At 71.7% G+C, this 13,443-nt stretch carries 12 protein-coding genes and 1 pseudogene; 8 read left to right on the top strand and 5 right to left on the bottom strand.

Translation table 11 applies throughout. From position 1 onward, the window contains the following. Positions 1 to 8 precede the first annotated feature (8 nt). Complete coding sequence (locus JAP66_RS13745; protein ID WP_199432107.1) at positions 9 to 3,197, top strand: AfsR/SARP family transcriptional regulator; 3,189 nt, start codon at positions 9 to 11, stop codon at positions 3,195 to 3,197. 136 nt (positions 3,198 to 3,333) lie between these two features. Further along, on the top strand, positions 3,334 to 4,407 hold the full coding sequence (locus JAP66_RS13740; protein ID WP_199432106.1) for a MerR family transcriptional regulator: 1,074 nt from the start codon (positions 3,334 to 3,336) through the stop codon (positions 4,405 to 4,407). 84 nt (positions 4,408 to 4,491) lie between these two features. Here the strand turns inward: JAP66_RS13740 and JAP66_RS13735 are convergent, their stop codons facing one another. Both JAP66_RS13735 and JAP66_RS13730 read right to left on the bottom strand, forming a co-directional pair. Beyond that, the gene (locus JAP66_RS13735) at positions 4,492 to 4,632 is read right to left on the bottom strand and encodes a MerR family transcriptional regulator (protein ID WP_199432105.1); all 141 of its coding nucleotides are present in this window, start codon (positions 4,630 to 4,632) and stop codon (positions 4,492 to 4,494) included. 206 nt (positions 4,633 to 4,838) lie between these two features. Next, entirely contained in the window at positions 4,839 to 5,900 is a 1,062-nt protein-coding gene (locus JAP66_RS13730; RefSeq protein WP_307849554.1) for a coiled-coil domain-containing protein, read from the bottom strand. A 222-nt stretch (positions 5,901 to 6,122) separates the two neighbouring features. Here JAP66_RS13730 and JAP66_RS13725 point away from each other — a divergent pair, with 222 nt between their 5' ends. The 3 genes from JAP66_RS13725 (at position 6,123) to JAP66_RS13715 (ending at position 8,358) form a co-directional block, all read left to right on the top strand. Beyond that, on the top strand, positions 6,123 to 6,590 hold the full coding sequence (locus JAP66_RS13725) for a hypothetical protein (RefSeq protein ID WP_199432103.1): 468 nt from the start codon (positions 6,123 to 6,125) through the stop codon (positions 6,588 to 6,590). Positions 6,591 to 6,716: 126 nt separating this feature from the next. Beyond that, positions 6,717 to 7,595 (top strand): LLM class flavin-dependent oxidoreductase, encoded by an 879-nt coding sequence (locus JAP66_RS13720; RefSeq protein ID WP_199432102.1) that lies wholly within the window; start codon positions 6,717 to 6,719, stop codon positions 7,593 to 7,595. Beyond that, the gene (locus JAP66_RS13715) at positions 7,585 to 8,358 is read left to right on the top strand and encodes a class I SAM-dependent methyltransferase (RefSeq protein ID WP_199432101.1); all 774 of its coding nucleotides are present in this window, start codon (positions 7,585 to 7,587) and stop codon (positions 8,356 to 8,358) included. Before JAP66_RS13720 ends, JAP66_RS13715 begins: the two co-directional genes overlap by 11 nt. Before the next feature lie 47 nt (positions 8,359 to 8,405). Here JAP66_RS13715 and JAP66_RS13710 read toward each other — a convergent pair whose 3' ends face one another. Continuing rightward, positions 8,406 to 9,266, bottom strand: coding sequence for a class I SAM-dependent methyltransferase (locus tag JAP66_RS13710; protein WP_199432100.1), 861 nt, complete (start codon positions 9,264 to 9,266; stop codon positions 8,406 to 8,408). A gap of 295 nt (positions 9,267 to 9,561) precedes the next feature. Between JAP66_RS13710 and rox the strand changes: the two genes are divergently transcribed. Together rox and JAP66_RS13700 are read left to right on the top strand one after the other, a co-directional pair. Further along, a complete protein-coding gene (gene rox / locus JAP66_RS13705) occupies positions 9,562 to 10,983 on the top strand; it encodes a rifampin monooxygenase (RefSeq protein ID WP_199432099.1) in 1,422 nt (473 codons plus the stop codon). A gap of 57 nt (positions 10,984 to 11,040) precedes the next feature. After that, entirely contained in the window at positions 11,041 to 11,397 is a 357-nt protein-coding gene (locus tag JAP66_RS13700; RefSeq protein WP_443706209.1) for a VOC family protein, read from the top strand. Here JAP66_RS13700 and JAP66_RS13695 read toward each other — a convergent pair. Both JAP66_RS13695 and JAP66_RS13690 read right to left on the bottom strand, forming a co-directional pair. Next, entirely contained in the window at positions 11,372 to 11,959 is a 588-nt protein-coding gene (locus tag JAP66_RS13695; RefSeq protein ID WP_199432097.1) for a YdeI/OmpD-associated family protein, read from the bottom strand. The two genes, JAP66_RS13700 and JAP66_RS13695, sit on opposite strands and share 26 nt — an antisense overlap. A gap of 16 nt (positions 11,960 to 11,975) precedes the next feature. Then, positions 11,976 to 12,392 (bottom strand): VOC family protein, encoded by a 417-nt coding sequence (locus tag JAP66_RS13690; protein ID WP_199432096.1) that lies wholly within the window; start codon positions 12,390 to 12,392, stop codon positions 11,976 to 11,978. 86 nt (positions 12,393 to 12,478) lie between these two features. On the opposite strand from JAP66_RS13690, the pseudogene JAP66_RS13685 reads away from it, so the two are divergent. Beyond that, a pseudogene (locus JAP66_RS13685) lies at positions 12,479 to 13,427 on the top strand (helix-turn-helix transcriptional regulator). Positions 13,428 to 13,443 lie beyond the last annotated feature (16 nt).

Genomic DNA, 13,443 nt, shown 5'->3' with positions numbered 1-13,443 from the left:
TCGATCGCGTGCGATTCGGGGTGCTGGGGCCGCTCGCGGTGTGGACGGCGGACGGCCGCGAGGTCCGGGTACCGGAGGCGAAGGTCCGGGCGCTGCTGGCGAACCTGCTGCTCCGGGAGGGGCGCCCGGTGCCGGCCGACCGGCTCGCCGACGACCTGTGGGGTGAGCGGCTGCCCGGCAACCCGCTGAACACGCTGCAGACGAAGGTCTCGCAGCTGCGCAGGGCGCTGGAGGCCGTGCAGCCCGGCGCCAGGGCGCTCGTGGTGTACCGGTCGCCGGGTTACCTGCTGCGGGTCGAGGACGAGGCGCTGGACGTACGCCGATTCCGGGCGCTCGTGGCACAGGCCCGCGCCTGCGATGACGCGCGGGCGCGGGCGGCTCTGCTGACGGACGCGCTGGCGCTGTGGCGCGGCCCGGCGCTCGCGGACTTCGCCAACGAGCCTTTCGCCGCTCCCGCCGTTCAGCGCCTGGAGGAGGAGCGGCTGACCGCGATCGAGGAACGGGCGGAGGCTCGGCTGGCGCTCGGCGAGCACGGCGTGCTGGCCGGTGAGCTCGGTGACCTCCTCCCCGCCAATCCGTACCGGGAGCGGTTGCGTGCCCTGCACCTGCGCGCGCTCTACCGCGCGGGCAGACAGAGCGAGGCGCTGGCGAGCTACGCCGAGTACCGACGGCGGCTGGCCGATGAGCTCGGCCTCGAACCCGGCCCCGAGCTGGCCGCGCTTCATCAGGCGATCCTGCGGCACGATCCTGCGCTGGGCGGACCGGGCGACGACGGGTCCGCCCAGCTGAGGACGAACCTGCCCGCGTCACTGACCGAACTGGTGGGCAGGGCGGACGCGGTGCGCGAGGTGCGAGCGCTGCTCGGTACGGCGCGGTTGGTGACGCTGACCGGGCCGGGCGGGGTCGGTAAGACCCGCCTCGCGCTGGAGACGGCGTCCGGGCTCGCGGGCACCGTCCGCGACGGCGTGTTCCTGGTCGAGCTCGCCGGGCTGGAACGACACACCGGTGCGGGGTCCGCGGCCGGTGGCGATCCCGCCCACCGGCTCGCCGAGGCCGTGGTCTCCGCACTCGGCGTACGCGAGGCCCCCTCCCCCGGCACGCCGGCTGCGCTGCCCGACCGGCTCGCGGACGCGCTGCAGGGCAAGGAGATGGTGCTCGTGCTGGACAACTGCGAGTCGCTCGTCGAGCCGGTCGCCACGCTGGCGGCACGGCTGCTGCGGGCGGCGCCGCGCCTGCGGATCCTGGCCACGAGCAGGCAGCCGCTCGCCGTCGACGGCGAGGCGCTGTGGGCGGTGCCGCCACTCGGCATCCCCGCGCGGGGACACCTGGAGCCCGGGCGCCCCGCCGGAGAGGTACTCGACTCGGTGCGGCAGTTCAGCGCCGTGCGGCTGTTCGTGGCGCGCGCCGCAAGTGCCGTTCCCGGGTTCGCGCTCACCGAGGACAACGTGCACGCGATCGCCGCGATCTGCCGGCGGCTGGACGGGCTGCCGCTGGCGCTGGAGCTCGCGGCGACCCGGCTGCGGGCGCTCGGGCCGCACGAACTGCTGGCCCGCCTCGACGACCGCTTCCGGTTGCTGGCCACCGGGCGGCGGGACGCACCGGCTCGCCAGCGGACGCTGCGCGCGATGATCGACTGGAGCTGGGAGCTGCTGGGCGAGGCCGAGCGGGTGGTGTTGCGGCGGCTGGCGGTGCACGCGGACGGGTGCGGGCTGGCGGCGGCCGAGGCGGTTTGCGCGGGCGGGCGGGTGGCCGCGGACGACGTCCTCGACCTGCTGGCCAGGCTGGTGGACCGGTCGCTGGTGGTGTGCGAGGACCACGGCGGTGCGGGGCCGAGGTACCGGCTGCTGGAGTCGGTGGCCGCCTACTGCCTCGACCGGCTGCGTGAGGCCGGTGAGGCGGAGGAGGTGCGGCTGCGGCACGGCGACCACTACGCCGGCCTGGCCGAACGCGCGGACGCGCGGCTGCGCGGTCCCGAACAGCGGCACTGGCTCGAGGTGCTCGATGTCGAGGCCGCGAACCTGCGGGCAGCACTCGACACGCTTGCCGGGCACGGTCCGGCCGGGTCGGCGTTGCGGCTGGCCCGGGCCATGGCGTGGTACTGGTTCCTGCGCGGGCGGCTCGCCGAGGCACGGCGCTCGCTGCGGTCGGCGCTGGCGGTGCCGGCGTCGGATACCGGCTCCCCGTCCGCGCGGTCCGGTGCCGCCGCCTGGCTGGCGGGGCTGGACGTACTGGCAGGAGCCCGCGCCGACGCCGGTGCGCTCGGCGCGGCGGAGCGCATCACCGACCCGGCTGTCCGCGCGCGAGCGCTGTGGTTCCTGGGCTACGTCCTGGGCACCATCGGCGACCTGCGTGCGGCCGAGCGGGCGACCACACATGCGCTGGCCGGGTTCCGCTCGCTGGGCGACCGGTGGGGCGTCGCCGCGGCGTTGAGTGACAACGCCGGGCAGGCGATGGCCGGTGCCCGATTGGCCGAGGCACGGCGCGCCGCGGCCGAGAGCGCCGAGCTGTTCCGGGAGCTGGGTGACCGGTGGGGGCAGCTCCAGGCGTCTTTCGCGCTCGGCGCGCTGGCGCAGATCGGTGGTGAGTACGCGGTCGCCGAGCGCGAGCACCGGGAGGCCCTGCGGATGGCCGAGGAGCTCGGCCTGTGGCCGGAGGTCTCCTACCAGCTTTCCTGGCTGGGCCGGGTCGCGATGCTCACCGGCGATATCCAGGGAGCGCGGCGGTTGCACGAGCGCGCACTGCGGCTGGCCATCGAGCACGGCTTCACGCCGGGTGAGATGTACGCGAGAACGGGGATCGCGCTGGGCGCGCGCAGGGAGGGCGACTTCGCGGCGGCGGAGGCCGAGCTGGCCGTGCTGCGCGACTGGAACCGGCTGGTGGAGTCCGAGCCCGGCAACGCGCTGATCCTGGCTGAGCTCGGCTTCGTCGCCGAGCAGCGCGGCGACGCGGTGGCAGCCGCCCGGCTGCACCGCGAGGCTCTGGCAATCGCCCGCACGAGCGGCGATCCCCGGGCCGTCGCGCTGGCACTAGAGGGTCTGGCCGGTGCCGAGGCGCTCGCCGGGGCGCATCGGGAGGCGGCCGGCCTGCTCGCCGAGGCCGAGCGGCTGCGCGAGTCGGTGGGGGCACCCCTGCCCGCGGGCGAGCGCGGCGACGTCGACCGCATCGCCGCCAGGATCCGTGCAGCTCACCCCTCGTGAGTGCGCACGCGAGTTCTAACTCGCGTGCGCACTCACGAGGGCTGGCCAGCCGTTTCGGCCGCTGTTGACCTTGTCCCTTGGGCAGGGCGCACTGTCGGGTCACCGGGCAAGGTGCCCGTGACGAGGAGGGACACACATGGCCAGGCTGAGCATCGGCGAGTTCGCGCAGGCCTCCGGCCTGACGCCGAAGGCTCTGCGGCTCTACGACGAGCTGGGGCTCCTGCGCCCGGCGCGGGTCGACCCGCGCTCGGGATACCGCTCCTACGAGCGGGCCCAGCTGGAGCGGGCGCGTCGGGTCGCGTGGTTGCGCGCGCTCGGCATGCCGCTGGCCAGGATCCGGGTCGTCTGCGATCTGCCCCCGGCCGCGGCGGCCGCCGAGGTCATGTCGTACTGGCGGCAGGTCGAAGCCGACACCGCGGCCCGCGCCGAGCTGGCCACGTTCCTCGTCGACCGACTGTCCAGAGAGGACACGCACATGACAGAGGTGACCAAGGTCGACCTGCGTTCCGCGGCCCGTACCGATCGGGGGCTGGTGCGGCAGGCCAACGAGGACGCCGTCCACGCCGGGACGCGCCTGTTCGCGCTCGCCGACGGATTCGGAGGGCCGGGCACGGATGGCGCTACCGGTTCCGTCGCGATCGAGGCGCTCGGGCCACTCGACGCCGACGTCTCCGCCGGCCGGCTGCTGCAGGTGCTGAGCGCGGCGGTGCGGGATGCGCGCGCCGCGGTGCGCGACTTCACCGGAGCGGACCCGGCGCACGCGGAGGCGGGGACCACCCTCACGGCGATGCTGTGGTCGGGCTCGGCCTTCGCGCTGGCACACGTCGGCGACTCGCGTGCCTACGTGCTGCGCGGGGGCGAGCTGACCGGGCTCACCTACGACCACACGTTCGTGCAGTCCCTTGTGGACGAGGGCAAGCTGACCGCGGGCGAGGCGCTCTCCCACCCGCAGCGCGCCAGGTTGATCCGCGCGCTCCACCGGGACGACACGACCGAACCCGACCTGCATCTACGGGAGGCCCACGACGGGGACCGCTACCTGCTGTGCTCGGACGGGTTGCACGCCGTGCTGCCGGAGCGGTCGCTGCGGCAGGTGCTCGGCGACGCCGACACGCCACGCGAGGCCGTGGACGAGATGACCGAGCGCGTCCATGCGGCCGGCGCACCGGACAACGTCTCCTGCGTCGTGGTGGACGTGCACGCCCGCTGACCGGCGGGTGAGTCGCAAGCTCCCTCGATCCCCGCGCCACCGTTCGACGACGGTCTCCGGAACTCGCCACGACCCACTTGTCAGCTACTTCGCACTTTGGGCCAGCGGTAGTGGGCAGTGCGGGCCGCAGGCCGCGCGCTGGTAGTAGCGCAGCGTCTGGGCGTTCACGCCCGCCTCCTCAGCGACCTCACTGGTCCGCAGGCCGGGCTCGGTCATCGTGGCCATCTTCCTCGCCTCCGGCCACCTCGGCGAACATGTCGAGGACCTGCTCCGGGCTTCCGGTACCGCTCCGCTCGGGGGCGGGCCCGCGCACGGGCCCGGCGTTCGCCGGTACCTCGATATCGAGGACGACAGTGCCGTCCGCGGTCGGTTTCAGCTGTACCTGGGTACAGGAAGCAAACTCGGGCGCTCACCCATGCCCGCGCGGTGGGTCACTCGCCGCCCGCGGTCTCCTGCTCCTGGCCCGTGTCGGGACGCATCGCGAGCAACCGGTCCACCCGCGTGTGTGCCTGGTCGAGCTCGGTGCGCAGGGCGGCCAGCCGGGAACGGCTCTCCGCCAGCGCGGCGTCGGTGTTCTCCGCTCGCGCCTCGGCGAGCCTGCGGCCTGTTCGCTCGCCAGCCAGCTGTTCCCGTGCCTGGTCCCGCTCGGTCCGGAGCGCCGACGCCTCCTCGCGAGCCTGCTCGGCCTCGCGGCGCGCGTGCTCCAGCGAGGTCTCGGTCGCGTCGAGCCGGGCGGTCGCGGCGTCGAGCCGTTCGGTGGCCAGTGTGTGGTCGGCCGTGAGCAGGCGCAGCTCCTCACGAGTGGCTTCGAGCTGGTCGGCGAGCGCGGCGCGCGCGGACTGCAGCTGCTCGGCATGCTGCTGGGTGGACCGCAGTTGCCCGGCCAGCTCGTCCCGGGCCTGCGCGGTGGACGAGGCCGCCGCCTCGGCCGCTCCCCTGGCCCGCTCGTGTTGCGCCACCGTCGCCCAGGCGTCGCGCTGCACCTGCTCCGCCTCGGCGGCGGCGCGCTGGGCGGCCTTCTCCGCCTCGGTGCGAGCGGTCCGGTCGGCCCTGGCTTGCGCCAGCGCCCGGTCGCGCGCGCGTTCGGCCTGCTCGGCGCGCCGCTGCGCGTCCTCAGCCTCGGCGCGCGCCGTGTTCGACCGCTCCTCCGCCTGCCGGACCTGCGCGATGGCCCCCTCGTCGGCGGCGTGCAGGCGGTCGGTCATCTCCCGCAGCGCCTCCAGCAACGGGGCGGCCGCCGGTCCGAATGCCTCCGCGGCCTGGCGCAACTCCACCAGCGGGTCCACCACGGCCGCGGCCTGTGCGGCGCGACGCTGCCGGGACGCCGCGTCCGCGTGCCCCTTGCAGCAGTACGACGACGGCCGCCCACCCTTGCGCCGGCCGTGCTCGTCCACTGCCGGAGGCGGCAGCGGGTTGTCGCATCCGTCGAGAGCGCAGAGCACGTCCGGCTCGTCCGCCTGCGGTTCCGCCTCGTTCACCAGCTGTTCTGTCACAGCTCCAGTTTCGCGCACGCGTTAGCGAAACACGTATAGCGACACGCTGAACTGCGGAACCTTTCACGCCAAACCATCCGTGATAATGCCCCTTATAACGGTGCCCGCCGGACCGGCGATCTTTGGCAGCCGGCTCGGAGCGAAGGGACCCGGCGCCGCGCCTGACCTACTCTTGCGTCAGAACCTGTACTGCACGCCCAGCTAGTCACCGGGAGTCCCGCTATGGATGCCGCGACGGGGGGTTGGTCCGCCGTCCCCGAGTCGTGGACAGGCTCAGGTCGGCTACCTCCCGGCCCGGACGCGTCCACGAGTGACGGAGCTGTCGTCGCCTTCGGAGCCGTCTGCGATGTCGCCGTTCCGTGGAACCGGTCGACCGGTCAGGTCGGTTTCGCGCTGAGCGAGTACCTCGACCTTGAATTCGGCAAGCGCGTGGTGCTCCACAGCGAGCGCGGCGTCACGGTGGGTGTGCGTGGCGGTTCCTCGCCGGGCTTCACGGCAGGCGAGCTCCGTGCCCTGTTCCTCGGAGCTTTGCTGCCGGACGAGGGAGAGGAGGAGCCCGGAGAGCCTCACCCGTGGAGATGGCTGGCGGAGCTCGCCGCGGCCCGTGGTGTCACGGTCACGCCGGAGGAGCTCAGGTCCGTCCCGTACGAGCTCGAGTTTCGCCCTGCGGTGCAGGCACTCATCCGATAGCTGAGCCCTGACGCTCTCCGTCGGGACCGCAGTGGAACCCGGAAAGCCATTGTTTGTGGCGATTGCATTGATCGAAAACTATCGCTTTTTCCGATAGATGCTCCGGCTTAGCCTGCCAACAGGTGAATGACGAGTACGAAGGAGAACCGGTATGACCGTGACGACGGCACGAGACCGCCCGTGAGCCGGCTACGGTCAGCACTCTGGCTGCCGCTCTTCGACGATCTCGCCGACCCGAGAGTGGTCGCGCGACTGGCCGCCGACGCGGAGGCGGCCGGTTGGGACGGCTGCTTCGTGTGGGATCAGTTGTACTGGCGGGCGCCGGTCCGGCAACTCGCCGACCCGTGGATCGCGTTGACAGCCATCGCTACCACGACCGAACGGCTGCGGCTCGGCCCGATGGTGTCGCCACTTCCCCGCCGTCGGCCGACCAAGGTCGCTCGGGAGACCGCGACACTGGATCGGCTCAGCGACGGTCGACTCACCCTCGGCGTCGGCATCGGCAGTGATCGGTTCGGCGGCGAGCTCTCCAAGACCGGCGAGCAGCTCGACGACCGGCGGCGCGGCCAGATGCTCGACGAGTCCCTGGTGATCCTGGCCGCCGCCTGGTCCGGCGAGCCGGTGCACCACCGCGAAGAGCACTACACCGTCGACGACATCGAATTCCTGCCCCGACCGGTCCAGAAGCCCGGCGTGCCGGTATGGGCCGCCGGATTCCCCGGCAATGTCAAGCCGATCCGCCGAGCCGCCCGGCTCGACGGCTTCTTCCCGGCCAATCTCGAGCACCCGGACCAACTCGCCGAGGTCGTCGCCACCATCACCGACCTCAGAATGGGCGAGACCGGCGCGTACGACATCGCCATCAGCCTGCCCTTCGACGCCGACCCCCTGCCGTACGCCGCAGCGGGTGCGACCTGGTGGCTGCCGGAGTTCCCGCCCGGCGTTCCGCTCGACACGGTGCGCGGGGTACTCCGCGACGGCCCAGCGAGTCCGGGTGGCGGCTGACTTGTTCGACTACGACGCCGAGCTGAGCCGCTACAACGCGCGGCTGCGAGCGGCCGCCGACGTCGGAACCGGCGATCGCGTGCTCGACATCGGCTGCGGCACCGGACAGACCACGCGGGAGGCGGGTAGATCCGCGCACCCGGGGAGCGCCCTCGGCGTTGATCTGTCCGGACCGATGGTGGACCGCGCCCGCCGGCTGAGCGAAGAGGAGGGAATCCACAACGTCAGCTTCGAGCGAGCCGATGCCCAGTTCCACCGCTTCGCGCCGGAGCATTTCACCCTGGGGATCAGCCGGTTCGGCACGATGTTCTTCACCGACCCGGTCGCGGCGTTCGCCAACATTGGGTCGGCGTTGCGGCCGGGGGCGCGGCTGGTGCAGCTGGTGTGGCAGGCCGACGACCGCCAGGAGTGGTCCAGCGCGATCCGACAGGCGCTGGTCGGTGGGAAGGTGCCGGCTGGGCTCGGTGAGGACACCTTCTCGCTGGCTGATACGACCGTCGCGGCCGGCGTGCTGACCGCTGCCGGCTTCACCGCGGTCGACATCACCGAGGTACGCGAGCCGATCTACTACGGCCCGGACGCGGTCAGCGCCCGCGACGCCCTGTTCGAGCTACGGATGGTCAAGGACCTGCTCGCCGACCTGGACGCGGCGGCGACCGCCCGTGCTCTCGACCGGCTGCTGGCCATGCTCGACGCCCATGACACCGGGGAGGGAGTGTGGCTCGACTCCGGTGCCTGGCTGGTCACCGCGCGTCGACATTGACCCGCGCTGCCGCCGACGTTGCGCAGGCGACGCCACCGACATCCTGGTCAACTTCGGCCTGTTCGCCGGGCGCAGAACAGCCAGTGTGCTGCGCCGTACAGCACACCTCGGTCGGTGAGGTGGTCGGCGATGTCGACTTTAAGGGTATCGAGGGCCTTGGCCCGGGATTCGTCGTCGAGTTTCCCGAAGGCCGGGGCAAAGTGGCTGGCGATGAAGTCGAATGCATCGTCGATATCACGGCCGTAGTACATGGGGACGGTCAGGCCTGTCACCTCGACGTCGACGAATCCTGCTGCGCGCAGCAGTTGACGCACTCGGTCGGGGTCGCTCAGCGAGAATGGTGTTGGAGCCTCGGGGGATGGCGGTGGCGGTTCTCGACCGCCGGACGCGATCGTACGGAACGTGCTGATGCCCTCGTTGCGGTCGAGCGCTTGCCAAGTCAGCTGCACGAATCGGCCGCCTGGCCGGATCGTGCGCGCGATGTTGGCGAACGCCGCCTGCCGATCGCCGAAGAACATCGTGCCGTGCCGGCTGACGGCGACGTCGAAGAGCGACTCACCGAAGTCGTGGACTTGCGCATCTGCTTGGACGAACGTCGCGTTGGTCAACTGGTCCTTCTCGGCCAGTGCGCGCGCGAGGTCCAGCAGCGTTGACGACAGGTCGACGCCCAGCGCTGAACCTTCGTGGGCGATGCGGGCCGCATCGCGAGTGACCTGGCCGCTGCCGCATCCGATGTCCAGGACCAGCGAATCCTGCTGGATGCCGGCTGCTGTCAACAGCTCACCGTGGTAGCCGGCCATGCCCTGGTCGAAACGTTCGGCGCGCGAGGTCCAGAATTCTCCGCTGCCGCCGTCCCAGGAGCGGAATTGATCGGTGTTGGACGAGTCAACGGTCGGTGTGTCGGTCACGGCCCCTCCCCCGGAATCGGCAGCCCGGGTGACACGGCGTCCTGGCGATACGTGATCGGCTTCGAGGCACCCGGGACGAGCTCAACTGTCGAGACACCCCCACGAAAGCAAAGGCAAGGAGTTCACGACTCCTTGCCACTTTCAATTTATAGCGCACCCGGGGGCTTGCGGCAAGACCCGGGTTATGCCGCAGAATCTCCGGCCGAAGCCAGAGAGCTGCGGAAATCAGGGGATTTGCGCGGTAGGTGTGCTTTTTGTCGGCTGGCTGAATTGCAACTTCTTGAATGGGGGGTTCATGATCGACGTGATCGTTGCCGGCGGCGGACCGACCGGCTTGATGCTGGCCGGCGAGTTGCGGCTGCACGGCGTGCACGTGGTCGTGCTGGAGAAGGAGACGGAGCCGACCAGGCATGTCCGCGCGCTCGGCCTGCACGCGCGCAGCATCGAGGTGATGGACCAGCGCGGTCTGCTGGAGCGGTTCCTCGCGCAGGGCCGGAAGTATCCGGTCGGCGGCTTCGCCGGCATCGACAAGCCCTCGCCCGGACGGCTGGACACCGCGCATCCTTACACGCTCGGCATCCCGCAGACCACCACCGACCGCCTGCTGAACGAGCGCGCCGCCGAGCTCGGCACCGAGATCCGGCGCGGCTGCGAACTGGTCGGGCTGAGCCAGGACGAGGACGGGGTGACCGTCGAGCTGGCCGGCACGCGGCTGCGCTCGCGCTACCTCGTCGGCTGCGACGGCGGCCGCAGCACGGTGCGCAAGCTGCTCGGCGTCGGCTTTCCCGGCGAGCCCACCACGGTCGAGGTGCTGCTGGGCGAGATGGAGCTGGACGCGCCGCCGGAGCGGGTGGCCGCCGTGGTCGGCGAAGTCCGCAAGACCGAGAAGCGGTTCGGCCTCGGGCCCCTCGGGGAAGGGGTGTACCGCGTCGTCGTGCCGGCCGAAGGGGTGACCGAGGACCGCTCGGTCCCGCCGACCCTCGACGAGTTCAGGCAACAGCTGCGCGTGTACGCCGGCACCGACTTCGGCGTGCACTCCCCACGCTGGCTGTCCCGCTTCGGTGACGCCACCCGGCTGGCCGGGCGCTACCGGGTCGGCGGGGTGCTGCTGGCCGGCGACGCGGCGCACGTCCACCCGCCGCTGGGCGGACAGGGCCTGAATCTCGGCATCCAGGATGCGTTCAACCTCGGCTGGAAACTGGCCGCCGAGGTCGGCGGCTGGGCACCTGCGGGGCTGCTGGACAGCTACCACACCGAACGGCACCCGGTGGCCGCCGACGTGCTGGACAACACCCGCGCGCAGGGCGAGCTGCTGTCCACCGAGCCGGGTCCCCAGGCCGTGCGCAGGCTGGTGTCGGAGCTGATGGACTTCGAGGAGGTGAACCGGTACCTGATCGAGAAGATCATCGCGATCGGGGTGCGCTACGACCTCGGCGAGGGGCATGAACTGCTCGGCAGGCGGCTGCGGGACGTGGGACTGAAGCGGGGGCGCCTCTACGAGCTGATGCACGGCGGCCGCGGGCTGCTGCTCGACCAGACCGGCCGGCTCTCGGTGGCGGGCTGGGCAGACCGGGTCGACCACGTCGTCGATGTCAGCGAGGAACTCCACGTGCCCGCGGCGCTGCTGCGGCCGGACGGCCACGTGGCGTGGGTCGGTGAAGACCAGCACGATCTGCTCAACCAGCTGCCCAAGTGGTTCGGCGCTGCCGTCAGCTGAGCGCGCAGTTCCGATTCGTCCAAGCCGGCCGGTGCCTGTGGCTGCGATGGTGGAGTGGTGCTGATCAGGAGAATTCACCCCTACGCTGACGGAGACGATCTCGCCGCGTCCCGGGACTTCTACGCCGAGGTGTTCGGGCTCGAGGTCGCGATGGAAAATCCGGTGCTGTGCATGCAGTCACCGACCAACCCCACGGCGCAGGTCATCGTTCCTCCACACGGGATGGAGGACCCTCCTCCTCGATTCGGGATCGACGTGGGCGAACCGGCGACGGTCGATGCGGTGCACGCCGAGGCGGTGCGCCGGGGACTGCGTATCGTCTACCCCCTCACCGACGAGGCGTGGGGCGTCCGCCGCTTCTTCGTGGAGGACCCCGGTGGCACGGTAGTCAACGTGCTCGCGCATCTGCGCTGACCTGCGCCAGGGACGCGACGATCTGTTCGAGCCGGGTGGCTCTGCCGCCGGGCGTCTTCGCCTTCATGAGCCGGAGCAACAGGGCGTACCGATCGGTCCTGCCGAGGAGCTCGAAGCGCTTCCGCGCCCGCTCGTCGCGGGCCAGCGCGTCCGCGAGGTCGGGCGGAACGGTGGCGTCGCGCTGCGACTGGTATGCGGCCTCCCAGCGGCCGTCCGCCTTCGCTGCGCTGATCGCCGCGAGGCCGGGTTCCCGCATCCGGCCCGCGGCGGTCAGCGCCTCGACCTTGCCGACGTTGACCTGCGACCAGGAACTGCCCGGCCGGCGAGGCGAGTACCTTTGCAGGTAGTGATGTTCGTCGTAGGTCTTGCGCCGGCTGTCGATCCAGCCGTAGCACAGGGCGACATCGAGTGCCTCGGCGAGCGTGACCGAGGTCCGGCCCGAACCCTTCTTGGCGATCTTCACCCAGACGCCCGCAGTCCGGTCGTGGTGCTCGGCCAGCCATGACTCCCACTGCGCGGGGCCGGTGAAACCGAGGACGTCAGCACCGTCGACTGTCTCCATGTGCACTCCCGTTCCGCTACGGCCGGCCATCCAGCACCGACAGGTAGTGCGGGTTGGTCATGATGCCGACGATGTTGCCGAACGGATCGACCACAGATGCGGTTGAGAAGCCCGACCCGTCCCCGTGCCGGGTGATCGGCTGGTGTTGCTCGGCGCCAAGCGCCAGCAGGCGGTCGAGCGCCGCCTGGAGGTCGTCGACGTGCCAGTACGCGATGCAGCCGGACGGCTGGGCCGGGTCGCGGCGCGGTGCGTAGCGGGCGTCGATGAACCCGAGCTCGTGCTCGTAGTCGCCGATGCGGAACTCGATGTAGGCGGGCGGCCCCTCGTGCGGGTACGTGTAGTACGCCTCGAAGCCCAGCACCTCGGCGTACCACCGCCCGGCGGCGGCAGGGTCATCGGCGTAGAACGAGACGGTGGCGAGCCCTCTGAGCATCTGAGTCGTCCTCTCGAAGTCGGTGGAACCCATCCTGCGCGGCAAAGTGCTCACCGAATGAGCACTTTGTTTGCGAGACTGAACTCATGCGCGCTGACCGGCTCGTCGCCACCCTGTTGCTGATGCAGACCCGTGGCCGGGTGACCGCCGCCGAGCTGGCCGGGGAACTCGAGGTGTCGGTGGCCACCGCGCGCCGCGACCTGGAGGCGCTCTCCGCCGCCGGTGTGCCGGTGTACCCGCAGCAGGGCCGGGGCGGCGGCTGGTCACTTGTCGGCGGCGCCCGTACCGACCTCACCGGCCTCACCGCGCCCGAGGCGCAGGCGTTGTTCCTGCTCGCAGGCCCCGCGGCGGCGGTGGCGCCGGAGGTGAAGTCGGCGCTGCGCAAGCTGGTACGGGCGCTCCCCCCCGACTTTCCGTGCCGACGCCGAGGCAGCCGCGAGCGCCGTGCTGGTCGACCCGGCCGGGTGGGGCGAGTCGGATCGCGGGCGACCCGAGCTGGTCGACGTGCTGCAGAACGCCGTGGTGCGCAGGCGGAAGGTGTGGCTGACCTACGCGGGCCGTACGCGGGAGGAGTCCAGGCGGCTGATCGACCCGTGGGGGCTCATCGACAAGGACGACATCTGGTACCTGGTGGCCGGGACCGACAAGGGCCAGCGGACCTTCCGGATCGACCGGACCCTCGAAGCGACGGTCACCGAGATCGTGGCCGACCGGCCGGACGACTTCGAGCTGTCGCGGGCCTGGCAGCGTGTCGTCGGCGATGTCGAGCGGAAGCGCTCGCTCGAATCGGCGACCGTGCTCGTCCACGACCGGTTCGTCTGGGTGCTGCGGGGCCAGTTCGGCCGCCACTGCGAGGTCGGGGAAACCCTGGACGACGGTCGTACCCGGGTGCGGGTCGCCGCGCCGACACCACTGTCGATCGCGCAGTACCTCGCCGGCTGGGGCGATCAGGTGGAGGTGATCGACTCCGAGCCGGTGCGCGCCGAGCTTGCCCGGATCGGCGCCGAGCTCACCGCGCGCTACGCGCCGGGCTGATGCCGCTCAGCCGCCA

The sequence above is a fragment of the Qaidamihabitans albus genome, assembly GCF_016464705.1.
Lineage (GTDB): Bacteria > Actinomycetota > Actinomycetes > Mycobacteriales > Pseudonocardiaceae > Qaidamihabitans > Qaidamihabitans albus.
This window is presented reverse-complemented; position numbering and strand designations above follow the sequence as displayed.

Bases quoted from the DNA above. Each gene is read 5' to 3' on its own strand.
- JAP66_RS13740 (WP_199432106.1), top strand. From the start codon at position 3,334: ATGGCCAGGCTGAGCATCGGCGAGTTCGCGCAGGCCTCCGGCCTGACG.
- JAP66_RS13735 (WP_199432105.1), bottom strand. From the start codon at position 4,632: ATGGCCACGATGACCGAGCCCGGCCTGCGGACCAGTGAGGTCGCTGAG.
- JAP66_RS13725 (WP_199432103.1), top strand. From the start codon at position 6,123: ATGGATGCCGCGACGGGGGGTTGGTCCGCCGTCCCCGAGTCGTGGACA.
- JAP66_RS13720 (WP_199432102.1), top strand. From the start codon at position 6,717: ATGACGAGTACGAAGGAGAACCGGTATGACCGTGACGACGGCACGAGA.
- rox (WP_199432099.1), top strand. From the start codon at position 9,562: ATGATCGACGTGATCGTTGCCGGCGGCGGACCGACCGGCTTGATGCTG.
- JAP66_RS13695 (WP_199432097.1), bottom strand. From the start codon at position 11,959: ATGGAGACAGTCGACGGTGCTGACGTCCTCGGTTTCACCGGCCCCGCG.
- JAP66_RS13690 (WP_199432096.1), bottom strand. From the start codon at position 12,392: ATGCTCAGAGGGCTCGCCACCGTCTCGTTCTACGCCGATGACCCTGCC.